This window comes from Bacteroides sp. AF39-11AC (genome assembly GCF_003474285.1).
GTDB lineage: Bacteria > Bacteroidota > Bacteroidia > Bacteroidales > Bacteroidaceae > Bacteroides.
On the sequence record NZ_QROH01000007.1, the window covers coordinates 36,804 to 57,918 of the forward strand.

Genomic DNA, 21,115 nt, shown 5'->3' on the forward strand with positions numbered 1-21,115 from the left:
TATGATAGTTGGCAAATATATAAATTTGGGAACGCTCCAGAAACTACTGTTTAATGGTGAGAAGGTGATTATTTCTGATGAATGTATTCAAGAAGTAGATAAGAGTTTCCGTTTTCTGAAGGATTTCTCAAGTGATAAAATTATTTACGGAATAAATACAGGATTCGGTCCTATGGCTCAATATAGAATTGAGGATAAATCATTAACAGAACTACAATATAATATCATCAGAAGTCACTCTACCGGAGCAGGTAAACCATTACCTCCACTTTATGTAAAAGCAGCAATGATTGCCCGGCTATTCACCTTTCTACAAGGGAAATCAGGTATACATACCGAATTGGTAGAACTGCTTGTTAAATTCATTAATCTGGATATTTTTCCATATATACCGGAACACGGTAGTGTAGGTGCCAGTGGCGATTTAGTGCAATTAGCCCATATAGCATTGACTTTAATCGGCGAAGGAGAAGTGTTCTATCAAGGGCAACTACAACCTACCGCCCAAGTGCTTGAGAAAAATCATCTCAAACCTTTCTCTATACATATTCGTGAGGGGCTTTCAGTAACAAACGGTACTTCCGTCATGACGGGTATCGGCATTGTTAATCTGATTTATGCACGCCAATTACTAAACTGGTCCGTATGCGCCTCAGTAATGATGAATGAGATTGCCGCATCCTATGATGATTTTGTTTCTCAGCCGTTAAACGATGCTAAGCTTCATAAAGGACAGCAGAAAATAGCTAAGGCTATGAGAGCCTGGATGTCGGACAGCCAATGCACACGTAAGAGAGAAAACGAACTGTATGGACAGAAACACGAGGAAAAGATCTTCGAACATAAAGTACAGCCTTATTATTCGCTAAGATGTACTCCACAGATACTGGGACCAGTTTATGACACATTGATAAATACGGAAGAGGTATTAATCAACGAAATCAACTCAGCCTGTGACAACCCGATTGTTGATCCGGAAACCCAAAATGTATATCATGGTGGAAACTTTCATGGTGATTACGTCTCTTTCGAAATGGATAAATTAAAAATTGCTATTACTAAACTGACGATGCTAAGTGAACGCCAGTTGAACTATCTGTTCCATGATCGTATCAACGGAATACTTCCCCCATTTGTCAATCTGGGAGTGTTGGGACTGAACTATGGATTGCAAGCTTCGCAATTCACGGCAACTTCCACTACTGCAGAGTGTCAGACACTATCCAATCCAATGTATGTGCATAGTATCCCTAACAACAATGACAATCAGGACATTGTGAGCATGGGAACGAATTCTGCATTAATAACCAAAACAGTTATTGAGAATTCTTATCAAGTTATGAGTATTCTATTTATGGGGATTGTACAGGCGGTGGATTATTTAAAGATACAAGATCAATTGAGTACGGAATCACGCAAAGTGTACAATGAAATCCGGGCATTCTTCCCTGTATTTTCCCAAGATACTCCTAAGTATAAGGAAATAGAGGCTATGAATGAATACTTGAAAAATAAGAAATTCAATTTATAAATGAAATACGCATTAATAACAGGCGGAAGCCGGGGCATAGGACGTGCTATCAGTATCAAACTGGCAGAAAAAGGATATACCGTGCTGATTAATTATCAAAGTAATGATAAGGAAGCGGCCAATACCCTGCAACTCGTTCGAGAGCAAGGAGGAGATGGAGAACTACTAAAGTTCGATGTAAGCAGCCCGGCAGCAGTATCCGAAGCTTTAAACACATGGAGTGCCCAACATCCGGACGAATATATTGAAGTACTGATTAACAATGCAGGAATTCGCAAAGACAATTTAATGCTCTGGATGACCGAACCTGAATGGAACGGAGTACTGAATACCAGCTTGAATGGCTTCTTTTATGTCACCCAGGCATTGCTTAAAAACATGTTAGTCAAACGTTTCGGCCGCATTGTCAATATAGTTTCGCTATCAGGCATCAAAGGTATGCCCGGACAAACAAATTATTCTGCTGCTAAAGGGGGTGTCATTGCCGCTACCAAGGCATTAGCTCAGGAAGTGGCAAAGAAGCACGTGACCGTCAATGCGGTGGCTCCCGGATTCATCCGTACGGAAATGACCGAAGACATCAGTGAAAACGAATGGAAAAAGCACATCCCTGCCGGGCGCTTCGGCGAACCGGAAGAAGTAGCTGATCTTGTAAGTTTCTTAGTTTCCCCCAACGCCTCTTATATCACAGGTGAGGTTATTTCAATCAATGGAGGACTGCATACATGAGAAGAGTTGTCATTACAGGAATGGGAATTTACTCGTGCATCGGCAAGAATCTGAGCGAAGTAACAGACTCATTATATAACGGTAAATCGGGAATCGGCATCGATCCCCACCGGAAAGAAATGGGGTATATTTCTGCACTGACTGGTCTGCTGGAACGCCCTGATCTTAAAAAGATGCTGGACAGACGAAAACGTCTCTGCCTGCCTGAACAAGGAGAATATGCCTATCTGGCAAGTGTGGAAGCCTTCAAAAATGCAGGTATCGATGAAGCATTCCTGGAAGCGAACGAAGTAGGAGTACTCTATGGAAATGATAGTAGCACTGTACCGATTATTAATGCTGTGGATATTATCCGGGAAAAGAAGAATACGGTCCTGGTAGGTTCCGGTTCTATTTTCCAATCGATGAATTCAACTGTGTCGATGAACCTGTCGGTCATCTTCAAACTCAGAGGAGTAAACTTCACAATCTCCGGTGCTTGTGCAAGCGGTTCCCACGCCATTGGCATGGGATATCTGCTTATCAAATCGGGATTGCAGGACTGCATTCTTTGCGGTGGCGCGCAAGAAGTGAATCCATTCTCAGTAGGTAGTTTCGACGGGTTAAGTGCATTTTCCAATCGGGAAACTGAACCCCAGAAAGCATCCAGGCCTTTTGATAAAAGCAGGGACGGACTTGTACCCAGCGGAGGTGGCGCCAGTCTGGTATTGGAAAGTTATGAATCGGCTGTTAAACGGGGAGCACCCATACTGGCAGAAATTATCGGCTACGGTTTTTCATCCAACGGAGATCACATTTCTGTTCCTAATATAGACGGGCCAAAGCGTTCATTGGAAATGGCCATCCGGAATGCCGGAATCGCATTGGATGAAATTAAATACATCAATGCGCACGCCACTTCTACACCGATAGGTGATTTAAATGAAGCCAAAGCCATAGCGGAAGTATTTGAAGGACACCGCCCGTATGTGGCTTCCACCAAGTCTATGACCGGTCACGAAATGTGGATGGCGGGTGCCAGTGAAGTAATCTATTCTACTCTAATGATGCAAAATAACTTCATTGCTCCCAATCTGAATTTCGAAGAGCCGGATGAAGCATCTGCCCAACTTAATATCCCTGCCCAACGAGTAAATATGGAATTTGATACATTCCTCTCAAACTCATTCGGATTCGGAGGAACCAATTCTACATTAATTATTAAAAAAGTAAAGTAATATAAGTATGACCCACGAAGAAATCATTGAAAAGATAAGAGAAACCTTATCCGAAGAATTTGAAGTAGATATCGATCTTATCCAGCCTGATGCTCCGCTCATGCAAACCCTTGAGTTAGACAGTCTGGACTTGGTAGATATGGTAGTGTTGATTGAAAAGAACTTCGGTTTTAATGTAACCGGACAAGATTTTGTCGGAATCAAAACGTTCCAGGACTTCTATAATCTCGTCATCACACGTATGGCCGAAAACAAAAACGAATAAACAAGATGTGGAAAGGTAAAACCCGCGGCGGTGTATCCGGATACCTGTTTTTCATTTACCTGATCAGGTATTGTGGTGTAAAAGCCGCTTATGGTTTTCTGTCTCTGATTGTTCTTTATTTTATTCCGTTCGCTCCGAAAGCAACAAAGAGTATCTGGCAATATGCCCGTCGTATCTTAAAACGGAACCACATACAGTCGGTGGGACTATTGCTGAACAACTATTATCGTTTGGGACAGATACTTATAGACAAGGTAGCCATTGGAAATGGAATGATCGACAAATATCATTTCAAGTTCAACCACTATCAGGAGTTTCTTAATGTATTGGATGGAGATCAGGGAGTAATCATGATCGGCGCACATGTTGGTAATTGGGAAATCGGAACTCCTTTTTTCAACGACTACAGCAAGAAAATGAATGTGGTGATGTACGATGCCGAACATCAAAAGATTAAAGAAATACTGAAAAAGAACGGGCAGCAGCAACCTTACAAGATTATACCGGTCAACGAAGATAATCTGGCACATATATTCAAAATTACAGAAGCACTGGACCATAAAGAATATGTCTGTTTTCAAGGAGACCGCTATCTGAATGCAGACAAACTGCTGATTTGCAGGTTTATGGGACACGAAGCACGTTTTCCAATCGGTCCTTTCCTATTGGCATCGCGGATGAAAGTTCCGGTAGTCTTCTATTTTGCCATGCGGGAGGCTAAACAAACCTATCATTTCCATTTTATACTTGCGAAGCAAGTGTCCGGTTCGAAAGAGAAAAGAGCAGAACAATTATTATTGGAACAATATGTGAATGCTCTGGAAAAAATAATCGGCCAATATCCCGAACAATGGTTTAACTATTATTCTTTCTGGAAGCCGTCTGAATAAACAAAAATCAACAGAATGAAACTATTCCCTTCATTACAAAAGAGATATGCCAAAGAGCGATTCACCGCTGTGCAAGCACAGCGATTGGCCCAGGAAATCGCTTTTGGCCCCGTCGTATTTCAGGTCTCACGCCTGATGCTGAAATTCGGTATTTTCCGCTTGCTTTCCGACAACCGGGAAGGTCTGTCACTGGAACAGATCAGCCGGAAAACCGAATTATCCAGATATGCAGCACAAGTTCTACTGGAAGCCTCACTCACCATAGGTACTGTATTGGTAAAAGACGATCAATATATACTGGCAAAGGCCGGATGGTTCCTGTTGAACGATGAGATGGCACAAGTGAACATGAATTTTAATCAGGACGTCAATTACAAAGGTCTGTTCCATCTGGAAGAAGCTTTGGTAAATGGTCGCCCCGAAGGTTTGAAAGAACTGGGAAACTGGCCCACGATTTACGAAGGATTATCCAGTTTACCCGAGCAAGTGCAGAAAAGCTGGTTCGGATTCGACCATTTTTATTCGGACAATTCTTTCGACCAGGCACTCGAAATCGTATTCAGCCACTCTCCCCGAACTCTGCTCGATGTAGGAGGTAATACAGGGAGATGGGCTACTAAATGTGTGCAATACAACGAGAAAGTAGAAGTTACCATTATGGATTTACCCCAACAACTGGAAATGATGAAACAAAAGACGGAAAATATTTCCGGCCACGAGCGTATTCATGGACATGGTGTAAATCTTCTCGATGAAAATGTACCTTTCCCGAAAGGTTTTGATGCGATCTGGATGAGTCAGTTTCTGGATTGCTTTTCTGAGAAAGAAGTTATCAGTATACTCTCACGAGCTGCTCAGTCCATGTCTACAGAAGGGCGACTCTACATTATGGAAACATTCTGGGACCGACAGAAGTTCGAAACAGCTGCCTACTGCCTGACACAGATCAGTATATACTTTACTGCTATGGCAAATGGTAACAGCAAAATGTATCACTCCGACGATATGGCACGGTGCATTCAAGAATCAGGGTTGGAAATAGAGGAAATATATGACAACCTGGGATTGGGACACAGTATTGTAAAATGTAAGCTGAAATGAAAAGAACTCCTATCATATCCGGTGAAGGAATCTTGAACCTGATACCACAACGACCGCCAATCATTATGGTAGATTCATTCTGTGGCATTGAAGATAATTGTTCCTATTCAGGTCTCACAGTCACTGACGATAATATCTTCTGCCAGGAAGGTAAATTGCAGGAAGCAGGTATTATCGAGCACATAGCCCAATCGGCAGCGGCACGAATCGGATATATCTATTTACAGAAAAATGAACCGCTACCCTTAGGGTTTATCGGTTCGGTAGATAAATTAACCCTCCACCGTTTACCGGAGACAGGACAGGAATTATTCACTGAAATTACGGTTATTCAGGAGGTATTCGACATTACTTTGGTATCTGCTTGTGTAAGCACTACGGAAGGAGTGATTGCAGAATGCCGGATGAAAATATTTTTAGATAAGAAATGAGGCAAAAAACGAATCTGCATACACCTGCACTCATTGACCGCACCACAATAAAGGTACGTTTCAGCGAAATAGACTCCATGCAAATCGTATGGCATGGTGAATATGTACGCTATTTTGAGGATGGAAGGGAGTCTTTCGGGAAGCATTATAGTTTAGGATATCTACAGTGAAGGATATATGGTACCCATCGTTGAATTAAACTGCCAATTTAAGCAATCCTTATCCTTCGGTGAAGAAGTTATCATTGAAACCCGATACATTTCTTGTGAAGCTGCCAAGATTAAATTCGAATATGTACTATACCGGGCTACAGACAACAATATCGTTGCTACCGGAAGTACGACTCAGGTTTTTCTAAATACTAACAGGGAGCTGGAGTTAGCAACTCCGGCTTTTTATCAGGAGTGGAAAAAGAAATGGAACATCCAATAACTGTATATATCACAGCTGATACTCTGATCAGTTCTTTAGGAGCAAATACCCGGGAGAATATAAAAGCAATCCGGGAATATCGGAGCGGAATCACCAGGCATGAAGCAGGAATCATATCTGATACCTCTATATTAGCTGCCACGATTCAACCGGAACAATGGGAAAGAGCAAAGAATTTGGGTACGTACACACGCCTGGAACAACTATTCATACTCGCCATTCAGGATATTCTGTCCCATTCCGAAATGAATCTGGCGGATGAAGATTGCGGTCTCATCCTATCCACCACTAAAGGTAATATCGACCTGTTGGCCAATCATCCTGATGAGCCTGATATCAGAGTTCATCTATGGGAAATGGGGAGAAGAATAAGCGAATATTTTCAGGCCGGCAACCGGGTAGAAGTTATTTCTAATGCCTGCATATCAGGAGTATCCGCTCTGATTGTGGCAAAGCGATGGATCGAATCCGGCAGATACAAAAAAGTCATAGTAGCGGGAGGTGATATCCTCTCTCACTTCATTACCAGCGGATTTCTATCTTTCAGATCCATCAGTTCCGAAAGATGCTGCCCTTATGATGCCCGGAGAGACGGACTCAATTTAGGAGAGGCTTGTGGTGCTATCCTGCTGAGTTCGGAAGGAAACGATACGGATATCATCCTGTCCGGAGGAGCCATTAGTAACGATGCCAATCATATTTCAGGCCCGTCACGCACAGGAGACGGACTTTACTTCGCCATACGGCAGGCCATGGAAGAAGCCGCAGTTCTTGCCGAAGACATTAGTTTCATGAATACACATGGAACAGCTACTGTCTATAACGATGAAATGGAATCGAAAGCTATTCATTTAGCCGGATTGGAAACCGTTCCGGTTCATAGTTTGAAATCTTATTTCGGTCATACTTTAGGGGCATCGGGAGTGATTGAATCTATTATCTGTATTCACGAACTAAAGGAAAACGTACTATTCGGTACATTAGGCTATGAAAAGCCCGGCGTCAGCATGCCTATTCTGGTGCAAGCTGACCATCAGGAAATACCCATGAAGCATTGTATCAAAACAGCATCCGGTTTCGGAGGTTGTAATGCTGCTATCGTATTGACACTTCCCGCATATCAGAAACAGTCCTCAAGAGTACAATCACCGGTGACAGTTCATACAACCGCAACTGTTTCCATTGAAAATAGCTGTTTACGTATGAATGGAGAGACCGTTTTTTCATCATCTGCCCCAAACTTTGCGCAGTTTATCCGCGAAGCATATAAAAATACAGGTGGAAGTAACATGAAATTCTACAAAATGGACGACCTTTGCAAACTGGGATATACTGCTGTTGAATATCTGTTGAAAGAGAAAAGCTTTCAACCGGAAGAAATAGGTATATTGCTGGTTAATGCTGCCGCTTCACTGAATACAGATATTCGTCATCAGATGATTATCAATCAGGGAGGTGACCATGCAGCCAGTCCGACGGTATTTGTATACACTCTGCCTAACGTTGTAGCTGGTGAGATATGTATCCGTCATAAAATACAAGGAGAAAATACTTTCTTCATAGAAAAAGAATTCGATGCGGACAAATTGGAAGAATATGCACGAATTGTAATGAAGAAAGGTAATTTAAAAGCTTGCATCACCGGATGGTGCAACCTTTTAATGGAAGAGTATAAAGCTGATTTTAAATTAATAGAAGTACAACATTGATATGGAAGAATTAATTGAAAAACTAAAAAGAGAATTAATAGAAGAACTGAATCTTGAAGAAGTCACACCCGAAGAGATTAATCCTGATGAGCCGTTGTTTGGTGACGGTGGTTTAGGGCTCGATTCTATTGATGCACTTGAGATTATTCTTATTTTAGAGCGTAATTATGGAATCAAAATAAAGAATCCTGCAGAAGGAAAACAGATTTTCTACTCAATACGTACATTAGCTAACTATATCTCTGAAAATAAGAAATAATGAGGATATATGTAACCGGTTTAGGTGTTGTTTCAGGTATTGGTCTGAGTGTTGCAGAAAATATAGCTTCACTCAGAAAACATCAGCATGGTATGGGGAAAGTAACTCTTTTCCCTACGGAACTGGATGTACCCGTATCAGAAGTAAAATACAGTAATGAAGAACTAAAACGGTTGCTCTCTTTAGATATACAAAAAACGTTTTCACGGACAGCCTTATTAGGCATGTTAGCTGCCCGGGAAGCAGTCGATGACGCCCGGTTAGATTTGAAGACTTTGCGTGTAGGTCTCATATCTTCCACCTCTGTAGGCGGCATGGACTTGAGTGAGCATTTCTACAATGCCTTTAAAAAAGACAATAGAAAAGGAAGATTACGGGAAGTCATCTCTCATGACTGCGGTGCAAGTACTGAAATGATAGCGGATTATCTGAAAATAAATGACTTTGTAACCACTATCAGTACAGCCTGCTCATCAGCAGCTAATGCTATCATGTTAGGAGCCCGCATGATCAGGAACGGTCAACTGGATGCTGCCATTGTAGGAGGTACGGACGCCTTGTGCAAGTTTACCCTCAACGGCTTCAACTCACTTATGATTTTGGATAAGGAACACTGCCGTCCATTTGACGCATCCCGTGCAGGCCTCAACTTAGGAGAAGGAGCCGGATATATTGTGCTTCAATCAGAGAAATTACTCCGGAAAGAGCCTTATTGTTTATTAAGCGGATATTCGAATGTGAATGAAGCTTTTCATCAGACCGGCAGTTCACCCGAAGGAAACGGACCATTCTGGTCTATGACAGAAGCCATAGCTAAGAGTGAAATTCCTCCCGAAGAGATTGATTATATCAATGTACATGGCACAGGAACTCCAAGTAATGATCTTTCAGAAGGACTTGCTATCCGGCGGATTTTTGGTGATAAAATTCCTCCGTTCAGTTCTGTCAAAGCGTTTATCGGTCATACATTAGGAGCTTCGGAAGGAATTGAAGCGGTTTATTCTGTTCTCTCCGTATATCATGGTTTCATCTATCCCAATCTGAACTTCAAAGAACCTATAGAAGAAAACATGTTGATGCCCGAAACCTCATTCCGCGAGGGACTACCCATTCGTAATGTACTATCGAATTCTTTTGGATTCGGTGGAAATGATTCTTCGATCCTGTTTTCCACATTAAAAGAGAAATGATGCAACCTGTCTATATCAATCATATTGCTTCTATTCACGCGGATACTGCTTCCGGAGAATCCCCTTATTTATCCGCCAACGAACCGGACTACAAGAGTATTATCACAAATGCCGCACTACGGAGGCGTATGAGCCGGATCATCAAAATGGGAGTTGCCTGCGGACTGGAATGCATCAGTAGCCTACCTTCCGAAAAAGTACATGCGATCATCACCGCAACCGGTCTCGGATGCCTGGCAGATACAGAGAAATTTCTGAATACAATTATTGAGAATGAAGAACAACTACTGAATCCGACACCCTTTATCCAGTCAACCTTCAACACCATCGGAGCCCAAATAGCATTACTCCGCCAGATACATGCTTACAACATGACGTATGTGCACCGGGGATTAAGTTTCGAAAGTGCACTATTGGACGGTATGATGAGAATCTGGGAAGGTGACGAAAATGTCCTTGTAGGAGCTATTGATGAGATCACCCCTAACAGCCACGCTATACAACAACGCCTGGGACTGCTAAGAGGCATACAAGCAGGCGAAGGTGCCCAGTTCTTCTTGTTGGGAAGGGAAGCCACCGAATCCACATTAGCAGAACTTGCCGGTATATCGACTTTTATTCATGCGAACAGTACACAGGAAGTAGCTGAAAAGATTCATCGCTTTTTGCAAAGCAATGGATTAACAGCCGGACAAATCGATTGGTTGGTTACCGGTAAGAATGGAAACCCGAAAGAAGATACCCTGTATACTGATATAGAAAGCAGCCTGTTTCCCACAGCAACATGCACTACCTTTAAGAATGAATGTGGTGAATATCCTACGGCATCTTCCTTTGCTTTATGGAAAGTGGCTAAAACTTTTGAAGAAAATCTAAATCCGGGACAGACAGTTCTGATATATAATCATTATCACTCCATTAACCATTCACTTATTTTAATCCGGAAAAGACAATGATAGTGGAAATCCTGATCACATTACTGATTATCTTTCTAGTCTACGCATCTTGCAACATCCGTTCTAACATCTATCTCAAGGTATTTTGCAAGAAACAGACTGAAAAGAAAATTGTAGCTATCACCTTTGATGATGGACCGGACCCGGTACAAACCCCCAAAGTATTGCAAGTACTCAAAGAACAACAAATACCGGCTTGTTTCTTCTGCATCGGTCACAAAGTACAAGAGAATGAAGAGTTGATCCGACAAATCATCAACGAAGGACATCTGATTGGTAATCATTCTTTTACCCACACTAATCATTTTCCCTTGTACAGCCTGTCGAGGATGAAAAAAGACTTGCAAGCTTGCCAGTTTGCATTAGAACGAGTAACTTCGCAGAAAATCAAGTTATTCCGCCCACCGTTTGGAGTCACGAATCCTACTATAGCAAAAGCTGTCCGCATATTGGGATACACTCCTGTTGGCTGGAATATCAGAACACTCGATACACTGCAACCTTCCAAAGAGAAAGTTTTGAAGCGTATTCAGAAAAGGTTACGCCCCGGTTCTATCATCCTTCTACACGATCGGATGCCGGACAGTGACCTGTTATTAAAAGAGATACTTAACTTAATTAAAGAACAGGGATATACAGTTGTCCGTCTGGACAGCATGTTATAAAAGCATTATGAGAACCATACTAATAATATTATCAATCATATTGGGTATTTCCTATACCCATGCCCAGACAATGAAGAAGCTAATCCATACCCAGGATTTTGAAAACCGTCTGGCAAAGGAAGCACAAACCATGCAGTCCATTGAAAGTGACTTTACACAAGTGAAGTACCTGGATATTCTGGATGAGAAGGTAACCTCCAAAGGAAAATTCTATTATCAAAAGAGTGGCAAAATACGTATGGAATACGCCCAACCCGTCAACTACCTAATAGTGATAAACGACTCCCGGCTTAAAATTATATCGGACGGTAAAAAGAGCGTTATGAGCCTAACTGCCAATAAGATGATGAATCAAATGCAAGATATGCTCACAGCTTGCATGATAGGCGATCTCTCAAAAATGTCTTCCGATTACAAACTGGAATATTTTGAAAATGATTCCTATTATATAGTGAAGATTAAGCCGGTCAATAAAGCCATACAAGCCTACATTTCGGAAATTGAAATATATCTGGATAAGAAAGATATGTCGGTTTACAAATTGCGTCTTTCCGAAACAGCCACCAATTATACGGAATATGAGTTCTACAACAAGAGATTTAATGCTTTGAAAGATGAAACAAAGTTTTCTATTCGCTAATCTGATCTTTATTCTGTATCTATTCACTTCCTGCGGCTCCTCAAAAACAATAGCAGGAGATGCCACATCTTATGTGACACCTATCATTTGCGCTGAAGAATATTCGCAAAAATACAATATGCAGTTAGACTTCATGAAGCATCACTTCAGCGGTTTATTAATTGTACGGAAATTGCCGGATAATGAAATAAGAATATTGGCATCTACTTACTTCGGCCTCAGTCTTTTTGATTTTTCACTCCGGGAAAATGAATTTCACGTCAACAGCTGCATAGAGCCCATGAAGAAAAAGAAAATGCTGCTATTACTGGAAACAGACTTCAAGAATCTATTTTTAAGTGGAAAGAATATCCGCATCAAAAAGAAAAGCGGTACCTTTGAAAAAAGAATCACAGGCAGAGGATTCGGAAAATCAGTATTCTATCTATCGGAGTTCGCATCAGGACATCCCGAGCAGATAAAAATCAAACATCCCTGGTTGCGACTAAGTATACAGTTGGACAAATTAAAAGAAAACCCAAACTAATATGGCTGAACTTCTTCCCAATTTCTATAAAGTCACGCACTCTGAGCATATCAATGAAACAGACCGGGTAGTGCAAGTCATGCTCAACCCACAACATGCTATTTATAACGGACACTTTCCACAACAGCCCGTAGTTCCGGGCGTTTGTATGCTGCAAATGATAAAAGAGTGCATAGAGAAAATACAACAAGCTCCTCTGCAATACAAGCAGATAGCCTCATGCAAGTTTCTTTCTGTTATTAATCCGAATGAAACACCGGAATTAAAGCTCTCATTGACTATCAAGAAAAACGAAACGGGTACATTCCAGATTCTGGCTGAAGGAGCATCCTCAAAAGGTATCTGTATCAAATTAAAAGCACAACTAATCGGCAAATAAATATGGAAGAACGTAGCGAGGAACTATGGCATGAGAAAGCCAGGCAACTTGGTATTGTAGTTATTATACCTACCTACAATAATGAAAAGACGCTGACTACCGTAATTGAAGATGTACTCTTCTATGTAGAAGATATCATCATTGTCAATGACGGCTCTACCGATAGCACCCCTACTCTTCTGGAAAACTATCCGAACCTGCATATCATCACCCATCCTACCAATAAAGGAAAAGGAACCGCCTTAAAGAACGGATTAAAACAGGCCAAAGCAGCCGGTTACCGATATGCCATCACTATAGATTCCGATGGACAGCATTTTGCTTCGGACATTCCTATTTTCATGGAAGAAATAGAAAAAGAACCGGACACGTTGCTGGTAGGTGCCCGTAACCTGACTTCGGACAATATGCCGGGCAAGAATACTTTTGCCAATAAATTCTCCAACTTCTGGTTTAAACTTGAAACCGGAGTAAAGCTTCAGGATACCCAATCGGGTTACCGGCTCTATCCATTACATAAAATCAATGTGCAGAGATTCTACTATACCGCTAAATATGAATTTGAGCTTGAAGCACTGGTATTTGCAGTATGGGGAGGAACCACAGTCCGCAATATACCCATACATGTCTATTATCCGCCCCAGGAAGAACGTGTCTCCCACTTCCGTCCTTTCCGGGATTTCACCCGCATCAGCATATTGAATACCTTCTTAGTGTTCATTACTTTCCTCTGGATTTATCCGCGTAACTTCTTCCGGAAACTAACCTGGAGCAATTGCCGGAAATTCTTCCGGACTCACATTACACAGTCTGAAGAATCGAATCTGAAGATTACCTATGCCATTATGTTAGGTGTATTTATGGGAATAGTCCCGATTTGGGGATATCAGATGCTTGCCACTTTGTTTTTGGCTCATGTGCTTAAACTCAACAAAGTAATAGCTATTGTAGCGGCTAATATCAGTATTCCTCCCATGATTCCCTTCCTATTATATGGCAGTTACCTGACAGGATGTAAAGTTCTGGGCAGGCCGATTGAGCTTCATCTTACCAACATATCATTTGAAAATGTGAAATCGGTTTTAGAGCAATATTTAATTGGAAGTGTTATCTTTGCAACCGCTTGTAGTATACTGGCAGGTATTATAACGATCAGCCTGCTTACTATATACAGAAGGCCGAAAACAACATGACTCAATTCTTTATCAGACTATATAATTATTTCCAAAGACACAAAGTCCTCTTCTACTTGTCACTCTGTGTTTGTGTCCTTTTTATGGGGTACTTCGCCTGGCAAGTCAGGTTTGAAGAGAATGTGACCCGTTTCTTTCCTGATACGAAGAACAGCCAGAACATCACCAAGGTATTTGATAATCTAAAAATAAAGGATAAGATTATCATCTTAATCTCTCCTGCCGACTCTACAGTAACTCCGGATTTAATGATAGAGGCCGGAGACCAACTGGAACAAAACTTATTAGAAGAGTCTAACCAAACCTGGATTAAAGATATCTTTTCGGAAGTAGATGAAACAACCATTGAAAAAGCAACAGATTTTGTTTATGAAAATCTTCCGCTGTTCCTGACGGAAAAAGACTATCAGCACTTCGACTCACTCTTAACGCAGGAAGGCATAGAAGCCGTGATGCGAAAGAACTATACCAACCTTCTTTCCCCCGCAGGTATAGCATTGAGAAGTTATATACAAAGAGACCCGTTAGGACTTGGGAATAACGTCTTAAAGCATCTGCAAGATTTTCAGTTGGAAACCAATTATGAAATCAACAACGGACACATCTTTTCGAAGGAGGGAAATACATTACTGATGTTTATGACTCCGGTATTCGGAACAGGAAGTACCGGTGAAAATGAGAATCTGATCCGAATACTTGAAAATGAACTTCAGCAGGTTCAGAAAGAGTATCCTTCCATTCACGCATCTTACTTTGGAGGTCCCTCTGTCAGTGTCTATAATGCGCGACAGATTAAAAAGGATACTATTATTACTTCTTCGATCGCACTGCTGATTATCATTATTTTCATCTCGCTGGTGTTTAAGCACAAGAAATCAATCCCTCTCATTGTCACTCCCGTTTTATTTGGGGGATTGTTCGCTTTATGCCTGATTTATTTTATTCAGGGATATATCTCTGCAATTGCCGTAGGTGCCGGCTCGGCTATTCTGGGTATTGCACTGAGTTATTCCATACACATGCTGGCCCATCAAAATCATGTTTCTACTGTCCAGCAATTGATTAAAGAAATAACTTATCCACTTACAGTAGGCAGTTTCACTACAATAGGTGCATTCTTCGGTCTTACTTTTACCACCTCCGAATTACTGCGCGATTTCGGTCTGTTTGCTTCCCTAGCGCTTATCGGTACTACTCTTTTCTGTCTTATTTACCTTCCACATTTCCTGAAAGGACAAGCTGATGTGAAACAAGGCAGGGTCTTACGCTTTATAGAAAAAATCAATGCTTATCCTTATGAAAAGAACAAATGGTTAGTAGGCGGCATCGTCATTATTACCCTCATCGGTTTGTTTACTTCACAGAAAGTCAAGTTTAACGAAGACATGATGAGCCTAAACTATGAACCTCAGCACTTGAAACAGGCAGAAGCTAAACTGGAACAGCTTTTCAATGCTCAAGAGAAAACTGTGCTTTTTGTCAGTGTAGGTAAGAACATGACAGAAGCACTCAATAGTTATGCAAATACCAACCAGCACTTATCCGCTTTTAAAGAGCAAGGACTCATTAAAGCGTATGCTTCTGCCGAGCAATTCCTTATCTCACCGGAAGAACAGCAAAAGCGTCTGAAACAATGGAACCAGTATTGGGGAGAGTCGGGAAAGATATCAACTATCCGTAAATACATAGAAGACGCCGCCCGTACCTATCACTTCAGGGAAGGTAGTTTCAATGCATTTTACCAATGGTTAGAACACCCATTCCAGCCCTATAATTATCAGGACGATACAAATAGCATTGCCACTACCCTACTGAACGAATGGCAAACAAGTGCTGACTCCATCACGATGCTCGTTACCCAGGTACGCATCACTGATGATAATAAGGAAGAAGTCTATCAACAATTCAAGGATAATACGGATGTTGTAGTCTTCGACCGGAGTTATTTCACTAATCAATGGGTCTCTGCCATCAATAACGACTTTTACCTGATACTTTATATTTCTTCGTTCCTTATATTCCTGGCCCTATTGATTTCGTACGGGCGTATAGAATTAACCCTGATCAGTTTCCTGCCTATGCTTATCAGCTGGACCATTATTTTGGGCCTGATGGGGATTCTGGGTATCGAATTCAACATTATCAATATTATCCTCTCTACTTTCATTTTCGGTATCGGAGACGACTTCAGTATCTTCATCATGGATGGCCTCCAAAACAAATACCGGACAGGAAAAGCGATCCTGAATTCCCATAAGACAGCTATTTTCTTCTCTGCATTCACAGCCGTTGTGGGAATGGGAACTTTAGTATTTGCCAAACATCCCGCCCTGCAATCCATTTCACTGATTTCCATCCTTGGAATGGCTGCAGTGGTATTAGTAGCTTATACCATACAACCTATTATTTTCCAGTTCTTTATTGCTAAACCGGCTGCTAAGGGATTACCCCCGTATACTCTGATAGGTTTACTCCGTACGATCATCCTTTTCATGCTTTTCGTTACAGGATGCATCATTCTGAGAATTTTCATTTTCTTATTATACCTCATTCCGGTACGCCGCAGTTATAAGCAGCAGCTTGTTTGCCGGATTATCAACATTACTTGCAAAGGTATATTGGTAGTGGCAACATTCGTACGCAAAGAACACATCAACGTAACTAACGAGACATTCAAAAAACCGGCCATCATAATAGCTAACCACCAGTCTTTCATTGATATCCTGGAGTTATTATCTTTTTCCTCGAAGATTATCATGATAACCAATCACTGGGTATGGAACTCTCCGGTATTTGGAAAAATCATTCAATATGCAAGTTTCTTCCATGTAGACGAAGGATATGAACTTTGTGTGGAACGGATGCGGGAAAAAGTAAAAGAAGGATACTCCATCGCCATCTTCCCCGAAGGTACCCGAACCTATGACGGCAAGATGAAACGTTTTCATAAAGGTGCTTTCTATTTATCAGAAACTCTGCAACTGGATATTATTCCTATTCTGCTATACGGCAATGGAGAGATTATAGCCAAGGCACAACCTTTCTATGTCCGCAAAGGCATTATTTACTCTAAAATATTGCCTCGCATACTTTATAACGATGATTCATTCGGAACGACCTATCAGGAACGTACCAAGCGCATCTCTTCCTACATGAAAGAAGAATATGCACGTATTTGCCTGGAAAAGAATACACCGGCGAATCCGGCATTTTATGAGGCATTGGTACTGAACTATATCTATAAAAGTCCTGTCATCGAGTGGTACATCCGCATCAAAGTAAAGATGGAACACAATTACCAGTTATTCAATCAACTGATTCCGATGAAAGGACAGATTACGGATATCGGTTGTGGCCTCGGTCCTCTGTGTTATATGCTGTCTATGATATCCAAAGAAAGGCAAATATTAGGAATCGATTATGACGAAGATAAAATAGCTATAGCTCAACACGGTTGGCTTCGTGGTGAAAACCTTCGCTTTGAACATGCTGACGCATCGGTTTATGAGTTCCCGGAAAGTGATGTCTTCATCCTGAATGACGTATTGCATTACATGAATTATGAACATCAACATGACTTGTTAGTGAAATGCGCCAATCTTCTTCGTCCCGAAGGAATGATTATCGTACGTGATGGAAATTCCGCTGAGACTCATAAACATCGGTTAACCCGCCTCACGGAAGTTCTCTCTACCCAAGTTGTCAAGTTCAACCGCACAACGAATGAGCTCTGCTTCACTTCCGAAGCTCAAATTCAGAGCATAGCCCGGGAGTGTGGAATGGAAGTAAAGACTATCCGAAACGATAAATATACATCGAATACCATCTATATACTTAAAAAGCAATTACCATGAGTAAGTATGACATCATCATCATTGGAAGCGGATTAGGTGGCCTTGAATGTGGAGCCATACTTAGTAAAGAAGGGTATAACGTATGTGTGCTCGAAAAGAACGAACTGTTTGGAGGATGCTTTCAGACCTATCGCCGGAAAGGACATTTGTTGGATACAGGAATTCATTATATAGGTAGTCTGGACGAAGGACAAGTCATGAATCAGTTTTTCCGGTATGTAGGAATCATGGATCACCTCAAAGTCCGGAAACTGGATGAAAGTGCTTTTGATAAGATTTTCTATAAGAATCGCGTATATGATTACGCAATGGGATACGAACGTTTTATCGATACCCTTTGCCAATCATTTCCTCACGAAAAAGAAAATCTCCGGCAATATACAACGTCACTGAAAGAAGTAGGCAACCTGATCAGTGTGGACAATCTGAAGAAAGGTATTATTTCTACTGAAGGAATGAAGTTCTTCAATACCTCAGCAGCAGGAATGATAGATAAGATTACCACCAATCCTGATTTGCAATCAGTATTGGCCGGCTCGGCACTTCTGTATGGTGGTTTAAGAGAACATTCCAACTTCTATGAACATGCCATGATTAACAACTCCTACATACAAGGAGCCTATCGGTTCATTGACGGAAGTATGCAAGTGGCCTCTGAGATGATCAATGTGATTCGCACTCATGGCGGAACAGTTTTGAACAACAGTGAAGTCACCCGTATCATTGTAGAGAACAACCAGGTAACAGGGGTAGAGATAAACCATGCAGAGCGGATAGAAAGCAAATACATCATCTCTAACGTACACCCCAAACAAACATTAACTTTGCTGGACAAGACCCGCTGTATCAAAAATGCCTATATCTCCCGTATTAATTCTTTAGAAAATACATACGGCATTTTCACTCTCTACCTGATCATGAAAGAGAAAAGTTATCCGTATCTGAATCAGAACCTCTATCTGCATGGAGACAACGATGTATGGTATGATAAGAAAGTCAACATGGGATATACCACCAATTGCATGATCTCCACACAAGCATCTTCCCGCAACAGTGATTATGCAGACGTCATCTCCATTCTGACTCCCATGTATATAGATGAACTGTCCGTCTGGCAGAATACACTTCCCGAACAACGGGGTGAAGACTATAAAGCCTTCAAAATGGAAAAAGCCAGGCAATTGTTAGAGTTCATCAAAAGTCACGGAATCGATTTTACTGATCACATCGAGACAATGTATACCACTACTCCACTTAGCTACAGAGACTTTACGGGTACTTGTGACGGTTCTGCCTATGGAATTATCAAAGATTACAAATGTCCGCAAATCGGTTTTGTTTCCACCCGAACCAAACTGGGGAACTTATTTCTCACAGGACAAAATCTGAACGTCCACGGTGCTTTAGGAGTAACATTAACCTCCATCATCACTTGTGGCGAATTACTCGGACATGAATATTTAGCTAAACGAATAGGCCATGCATAAGATATTAAAGAAAACAATTAAATATACGGCATGTGGCATAGGGGTACTTCTCCTTGCCATCATCCTCTTTGTTAGCATACTCTATTTCTCCGCAGATATGCTGACTCCCGACTACACTCCCAAAGCCAACGGAGAATTGGTACAGACAGATAGTCTTCGGGAATATGCGGGCAATTATCTGCGGCAAAGCAACAGTGGTCTGTGGGAATTGAAGGTGAGTGGCGACGCATTCCAGCGCGGTGAGGCTATAGGCAAACTTTCTTCTGATTTACTATACTATCAGGAGAAAGTTTTTGTTGACCAGATACGCGAGATTGTACCTTCCGACAATTATCTTAAGTTCCTCCGCTTCTTCATCGTACTTTTCAACCGTAATTTAGGGAAGAATGTCCCGGAAGAGTTTAGAGATGAGATTTATGGCATTTCACTCTCCTGTACCCATGAATACGACTTTATCGGCACTCCCTACGAGCGCCAGCTCAATTATCATTCGGCTCACGATCTGGGACATGCCATGCAAGATTACATGTTGGTAGGTTGCAGTTCCTTTGCCACCTGGGGAGAAAACAGTGCCGACTCCTCCCTCGTCATCGGACGCAATTTTGATTTTTACATGGGGGATAAGTTTGCACACAACAAACTGGTATCTTTTTATCAGCCCGAGCAAGGCTATAAATTTGCATCTGTAGGTTGGCCGGGTATGATCGGTGTACTTTCAGGTATGAATGAAACCGGGCTCACGGTGACTATCAATGCTGCAAAATCGGACATGCCGACTGCTTCCGCCACTCCTATCTCTATCCTGACCAGAGAGATACTGCAATATGCCTCAACAATTGATGAAGCTTATGCCATCGCTTTGAAGCGGAAAACATTTGTTTCCGAATCCATACTGATTGGTTCTGCACAGGATGGCAGGGCCGCTATCATTGAAAAGTCACCGGAAAAGACGGCACTTTTTACAAGTAGCGGTAATCAGATTATTTGTACCAACCATTATCAATCAGATACTTTCCGCAACGATGAACGCAACAAGGAAAACATTGCGACTTCCGATAGTCCCTATCGTTTTGCCCGTCTGCAAGAACTGTTGAAAGAGAATAAGCCTATCGACCCGATGAAAGCTGCTTCCATACTCCGCAACCAAAAAGGATTGGACAATATTGATTTGGGCATGGGTAATGAAATGGCTATCAATCAACTCATAGCCCATCACTCTGTTATTTTCCTGCCGGAGAAACAAATCATGTATGTTTCCACTTCTCCTTGGCAATGCGGCAAGTATATGGCATACGATCTGAACAAAATATTCAGCGATACCATAGATTTCCATCACGAAATCGCCACTTTGAGTCTGACCATTCCCGAAGACAACTTTATCAGTCAAGCAAACTACAAACAGTTCATGGCTTATAGAAACCTTACGAAGCTCATCCGGGAAAAGATCCAACGGAAAGAAACAATAGAAACAAAGGTCCTGAATCTTTATGAGGCATCCAATCCTTCATTCTATTACGTTTACGAAGTATTGGGAGATTATTATGCTGCAATACAACAAACTGATACCGCCATGACCTATTGGCAGAAAGCACTAACAATGCCCATACCTAAACAAGCAGAAAAAGTACGAATCCAACAAAAAATCAATAAAAACCAATAAT

General features: G+C 41.5%; 19 protein-coding genes and 1 pseudogene. All 20 read left to right on the top strand.

What is annotated here, in order from left to right:
• Position 1 precedes the first annotated feature (1 nt).
• On the top strand, positions 2 to 1,531 hold the full coding sequence (gene hutH, locus DW036_RS15915) for a histidine ammonia-lyase (protein WP_187374626.1): 1,530 nt from the start codon (positions 2 to 4) through the stop codon (positions 1,529 to 1,531).
• Positions 1,532 to 2,260 carry a 3-oxoacyl-ACP reductase FabG gene (gene fabG, locus DW036_RS15920; protein ID WP_118465272.1) on the top strand — a complete coding sequence of 243 codons (729 nt, stop codon included), beginning with the start codon at positions 1,532 to 1,534 and terminating at the stop codon, positions 2,258 to 2,260.
• Positions 2,257 to 3,477 carry a beta-ketoacyl synthase gene (locus DW036_RS15925; protein WP_118465273.1) on the top strand — a complete coding sequence of 407 codons (1,221 nt, stop codon included), beginning with the start codon at positions 2,257 to 2,259 and terminating at the stop codon, positions 3,475 to 3,477. The genes fabG and DW036_RS15925 overlap by 4 nt, the downstream gene beginning before the upstream one ends.
• 7 nt (positions 3,478 to 3,484) lie before the next feature.
• Positions 3,485 to 3,742 carry an acyl carrier protein gene (locus DW036_RS15930; protein ID WP_007212332.1) on the top strand — a complete coding sequence of 86 codons (258 nt, stop codon included), beginning with the start codon at positions 3,485 to 3,487 and terminating at the stop codon, positions 3,740 to 3,742.
• A gap of 5 nt (positions 3,743 to 3,747) precedes the next feature.
• Positions 3,748 to 4,632, top strand: a complete 885-nt coding sequence (locus DW036_RS15935; RefSeq protein ID WP_118465274.1) for an acyltransferase — start codon at positions 3,748 to 3,750, stop codon at positions 4,630 to 4,632.
• A 15-nt stretch (positions 4,633 to 4,647) separates the two neighbouring features.
• Positions 4,648 to 5,733 carry a methyltransferase gene (locus tag DW036_RS15940; protein WP_118465275.1) on the top strand — a complete coding sequence of 362 codons (1,086 nt, stop codon included), beginning with the start codon at positions 4,648 to 4,650 and terminating at the stop codon, positions 5,731 to 5,733.
• On the top strand, positions 5,730 to 6,164 hold the full coding sequence (locus DW036_RS15945; RefSeq protein WP_118465276.1) for a hydroxymyristoyl-ACP dehydratase: 435 nt from the start codon (positions 5,730 to 5,732) through the stop codon (positions 6,162 to 6,164). Before DW036_RS15940 ends, DW036_RS15945 begins: the two co-directional genes overlap by 4 nt.
• A pseudogene (locus tag DW036_RS15950) lies at positions 6,161 to 6,596 on the top strand (acyl-CoA thioesterase). Before DW036_RS15945 ends, DW036_RS15950 begins: the two are co-directional and overlap by 4 nt.
• Positions 6,581 to 8,305, top strand: a complete 1,725-nt coding sequence (locus tag DW036_RS15955) for a beta-ketoacyl synthase N-terminal-like domain-containing protein (RefSeq protein WP_118465277.1) — start codon at positions 6,581 to 6,583, stop codon at positions 8,303 to 8,305. Before DW036_RS15950 ends, DW036_RS15955 begins: the two are co-directional and overlap by 16 nt.
• A gap of 1 nt (position 8,306) precedes the next feature.
• Positions 8,307 to 8,564 (top strand): phosphopantetheine-binding protein, encoded by a 258-nt coding sequence (locus tag DW036_RS15960; protein ID WP_118465278.1) that lies wholly within the window; start codon positions 8,307 to 8,309, stop codon positions 8,562 to 8,564.
• Complete coding sequence (locus tag DW036_RS15965; RefSeq protein WP_118465279.1) at positions 8,564 to 9,754, top strand: beta-ketoacyl-[acyl-carrier-protein] synthase family protein; 1,191 nt, start codon at positions 8,564 to 8,566, stop codon at positions 9,752 to 9,754. Before DW036_RS15960 ends, DW036_RS15965 begins: the two co-directional genes overlap by 1 nt.
• Complete coding sequence (locus DW036_RS15970; protein ID WP_187374631.1) at positions 9,754 to 10,710, top strand: beta-ketoacyl synthase chain length factor; 957 nt, start codon at positions 9,754 to 9,756, stop codon at positions 10,708 to 10,710. Before DW036_RS15965 ends, DW036_RS15970 begins: the two co-directional genes overlap by 1 nt.
• Positions 10,707 to 11,375 carry a polysaccharide deacetylase family protein gene (locus DW036_RS15975; protein ID WP_118465281.1) on the top strand — a complete coding sequence of 223 codons (669 nt, stop codon included), beginning with the start codon at positions 10,707 to 10,709 and terminating at the stop codon, positions 11,373 to 11,375. The genes DW036_RS15970 and DW036_RS15975 overlap by 4 nt, the downstream gene beginning before the upstream one ends.
• 7 nt (positions 11,376 to 11,382) lie before the next feature.
• Positions 11,383 to 12,015 carry an outer membrane lipoprotein carrier protein LolA gene (locus DW036_RS15980; RefSeq protein ID WP_118465282.1) on the top strand — a complete coding sequence of 211 codons (633 nt, stop codon included), beginning with the start codon at positions 11,383 to 11,385 and terminating at the stop codon, positions 12,013 to 12,015.
• On the top strand, positions 11,990 to 12,541 hold the full coding sequence (locus tag DW036_RS15985; RefSeq protein WP_118465283.1) for a hypothetical protein: 552 nt from the start codon (positions 11,990 to 11,992) through the stop codon (positions 12,539 to 12,541). The genes DW036_RS15980 and DW036_RS15985 overlap by 26 nt, the downstream gene beginning before the upstream one ends.
• Before the next feature lies 1 nt (position 12,542).
• A complete protein-coding gene (locus tag DW036_RS15990) occupies positions 12,543 to 12,920 on the top strand; it encodes a hydroxymyristoyl-ACP dehydratase (protein ID WP_118465284.1) in 378 nt (125 codons plus the stop codon).
• 2 nt (positions 12,921 to 12,922) lie between these two features.
• The gene (locus DW036_RS15995; RefSeq protein ID WP_118465285.1) at positions 12,923 to 14,113 is read left to right on the top strand and encodes a DUF2062 domain-containing protein; all 1,191 of its coding nucleotides are present in this window, start codon (positions 12,923 to 12,925) and stop codon (positions 14,111 to 14,113) included.
• Complete coding sequence (locus tag DW036_RS16000) at positions 14,110 to 17,967, top strand: trifunctional MMPL family transporter/lysophospholipid acyltransferase/class I SAM-dependent methyltransferase (RefSeq protein ID WP_118465286.1); 3,858 nt, start codon at positions 14,110 to 14,112, stop codon at positions 17,965 to 17,967. Before DW036_RS15995 ends, DW036_RS16000 begins: the two co-directional genes overlap by 4 nt.
• Positions 17,964 to 19,454 carry an NAD(P)/FAD-dependent oxidoreductase gene (locus DW036_RS16005; protein WP_118465287.1) on the top strand — a complete coding sequence of 497 codons (1,491 nt, stop codon included), beginning with the start codon at positions 17,964 to 17,966 and terminating at the stop codon, positions 19,452 to 19,454. Before DW036_RS16000 ends, DW036_RS16005 begins: the two co-directional genes overlap by 4 nt.
• On the top strand, positions 19,447 to 21,114 hold the full coding sequence (locus DW036_RS16010; protein ID WP_118465288.1) for a C45 family peptidase: 1,668 nt from the start codon (positions 19,447 to 19,449) through the stop codon (positions 21,112 to 21,114). Before DW036_RS16005 ends, DW036_RS16010 begins: the two co-directional genes overlap by 8 nt.
• The last annotated feature ends 1 nt before the right edge of the window (position 21,115 follow it).

Excerpts from the sequence above, each read along its gene's own strand:
- hutH (WP_187374626.1), top strand. The coding sequence starts at position 2 with ATGATAGTTGGCAAATATATAAATTTGGGAACGCTCCAGAAACTACTG.
- fabG (WP_118465272.1), top strand. The coding sequence starts at position 1,532 with ATGAAATACGCATTAATAACAGGCGGAAGCCGGGGCATAGGACGTGCT.
- DW036_RS15925 (WP_118465273.1), top strand. The coding sequence starts at position 2,257 with ATGAGAAGAGTTGTCATTACAGGAATGGGAATTTACTCGTGCATCGGC.
- DW036_RS15930 (WP_007212332.1), top strand. The coding sequence starts at position 3,485 with ATGACCCACGAAGAAATCATTGAAAAGATAAGAGAAACCTTATCCGAA.
- DW036_RS15935 (WP_118465274.1), top strand. The coding sequence starts at position 3,748 with ATGTGGAAAGGTAAAACCCGCGGCGGTGTATCCGGATACCTGTTTTTC.
- DW036_RS15940 (WP_118465275.1), top strand. The coding sequence starts at position 4,648 with ATGAAACTATTCCCTTCATTACAAAAGAGATATGCCAAAGAGCGATTC.
- DW036_RS15945 (WP_118465276.1), top strand. The coding sequence starts at position 5,730 with ATGAAAAGAACTCCTATCATATCCGGTGAAGGAATCTTGAACCTGATA.
- DW036_RS15955 (WP_118465277.1), top strand. The coding sequence starts at position 6,581 with ATGGAACATCCAATAACTGTATATATCACAGCTGATACTCTGATCAGT.
- DW036_RS15960 (WP_118465278.1), top strand. The coding sequence starts at position 8,307 with ATGGAAGAATTAATTGAAAAACTAAAAAGAGAATTAATAGAAGAACTG.
- DW036_RS15965 (WP_118465279.1), top strand. The coding sequence starts at position 8,564 with ATGAGGATATATGTAACCGGTTTAGGTGTTGTTTCAGGTATTGGTCTG.
- DW036_RS15970 (WP_187374631.1), top strand. The coding sequence starts at position 9,754 with ATGCAACCTGTCTATATCAATCATATTGCTTCTATTCACGCGGATACT.
- DW036_RS15975 (WP_118465281.1), top strand. The coding sequence starts at position 10,707 with ATGATAGTGGAAATCCTGATCACATTACTGATTATCTTTCTAGTCTAC.
- DW036_RS15980 (WP_118465282.1), top strand. The coding sequence starts at position 11,383 with ATGAGAACCATACTAATAATATTATCAATCATATTGGGTATTTCCTAT.
- DW036_RS15985 (WP_118465283.1), top strand. The coding sequence starts at position 11,990 with ATGAAACAAAGTTTTCTATTCGCTAATCTGATCTTTATTCTGTATCTA.
- DW036_RS15990 (WP_118465284.1), top strand. The coding sequence starts at position 12,543 with ATGGCTGAACTTCTTCCCAATTTCTATAAAGTCACGCACTCTGAGCAT.
- DW036_RS15995 (WP_118465285.1), top strand. The coding sequence starts at position 12,923 with ATGGAAGAACGTAGCGAGGAACTATGGCATGAGAAAGCCAGGCAACTT.
- DW036_RS16000 (WP_118465286.1), top strand. The coding sequence starts at position 14,110 with ATGACTCAATTCTTTATCAGACTATATAATTATTTCCAAAGACACAAA.
- DW036_RS16005 (WP_118465287.1), top strand. The coding sequence starts at position 17,964 with ATGAGTAAGTATGACATCATCATCATTGGAAGCGGATTAGGTGGCCTT.
- DW036_RS16010 (WP_118465288.1), top strand. The coding sequence starts at position 19,447 with ATGCATAAGATATTAAAGAAAACAATTAAATATACGGCATGTGGCATA.